Origin of the sequence: uncultured Pseudokineococcus sp. (genome assembly GCF_947495735.1) — a bacterium.
GTDB lineage: Bacteria > Actinomycetota > Actinomycetes > Actinomycetales > Quadrisphaeraceae > Pseudokineococcus.
In genome coordinates, this window is record NZ_CANMAA010000036.1 from 1 (window position 1) to 1,448 (window position 1,448).

Consider the following 1,448-nt stretch of genomic DNA (forward strand, 5'->3'; position numbering starts at 1 on the left):
CACGTCTTCGAGGACCTGGCGAAGGCCCGCACGAAGCGACAGCAGCGGCCCTTCGACCGGCGTTCAGATGGGAATCGTCAGCGGGACGCTGGCCGGCCAGGCGATCGGCTGCGGGCGCCGGGCGCCGTCGGGGACAACCTGGACATCGCGCGGCCGGCGTGATGCCGTGACCCGGAGGAGCAGGGGCCCCTGCCCGCAGATGCACGCCGAGAGCCGACCAGCCCCGGCGCGTCGAACACCCAGGACGGACGTGACTCCTCAGTGAAGAAGTGGCGCTACGCAGCCATCCCCATCGTCGCCTTCGTCGTCGTCTACTTCGTCGAGCGGACCGGCTACGTCCGCTACGGCCCCGACGACCCGGCTACCCCCGCCGACCAGATCGACTGGGGCAACATCGTCGTCCGGTGGCTGATCGTCATGGCGATCTACTTCTCGCTCGAGCTCTTCCGGTCCCGCCGCAAGGGCCAGCGCACCAACGGCGAAGCCGCCTGAGCCCTCGACGCCACACCGCGACCGGGAGCCGTCCCAGTCGATGATCGACAGCGGGACGCTGTCCGGCCAGCGATCGACAGCGGGACGCTGTCCGGCCAGCGATCGTGAGCGGGACGGCCGCGCGCCGTGATCGACGACGTCGTCGAGGACCCGCTGGCGCGCCGGCAGGCGATCGGCTTATGAGACTGGCGCCCGTCCGGCGTCGTCACTATCGACGCGCCTCGCTAATCGCGGACACGTCCGTTAACCACGCTCTCAGGATCGCCTCATGCTGAGCCCGTGACTGTTGATCCGCTTCAGCTGAAAACGCGAGGTCACACGTGGGCAATCGCCGGGCCAGCGCAGTGGAAACGCGTGCAGGCTGGCGGCTACCGCGACTGGCCCGACGGATCAGAGCAGGACGGCGCTGCCGAGGAGGCAACGAGCCCCTGCGGACGCCTCCGGAGGCGCCACCGCCGGTGTCAGTGCTGGGTGCCGGTCGCAGCGCCGGCCGGTGGTTGCGCCCGGCACGGGCGGGGAGGAGCGTCGGGATCTTCGTGCTCGATCTCGTACTCGCACTCGGAGCAGGTAGGCCCGTCGACGACATGCTCGCGCCAGTCGTGTGGCAGGTCGGGCAGTCGCCGAGGTACGACCTCTTGCGTCGCAACCACCAGCTCACGGCCGCAGTGTCCACCCGTCCCGCTGGATGATGGGCGGTCTCAGGGGGTCGTCGCAACGGTGGGCGACTGCGGGTCGGACAGTAGGCGGTTCATCCGCTCGGCGGGATTGTCCCAGTCGAGGGTCATCCGGGGCCGGCCGTTGAGCTCGGCAGCGACAGCTGCGAGGTCCTCAGGGGTGTGGACCGACAGGTCGGTGCCCTTGGGGAAGTACTGGCGCAGCAGTGGACTGCACCCCGAAAGTTGGACTGAGAACGAGAGACTACGCCGCGACGGGGGCCAAGGTAAGGTACTCATCGG

The 1,448-nt window shown here is 69.3% G+C and carries 1 protein-coding gene and 1 pseudogene; one reads left to right on the forward strand and one right to left on the reverse strand.

Going from position 1 to position 1,448, the window contains the following annotated elements; genetic code table 11:
* The first annotated feature begins 261 nt into the window (after positions 1–261).
* On the forward strand, positions 262–492 hold the full coding sequence (locus Q0848_RS18855) for a hypothetical protein (protein WP_299040371.1): 231 nt from the start codon (positions 262–264) through the stop codon (positions 490–492).
* Between the two features lie 698 nt (positions 493–1,190).
* Here Q0848_RS18855 and Q0848_RS18860 read toward each other — a convergent pair.
* A pseudogene (locus Q0848_RS18860) lies at positions 1,191–1,379 on the reverse strand (IS30 family transposase); the annotation flags it as partial.
* Between the last annotated feature and the right edge of the window lie 69 nt (positions 1,380–1,448).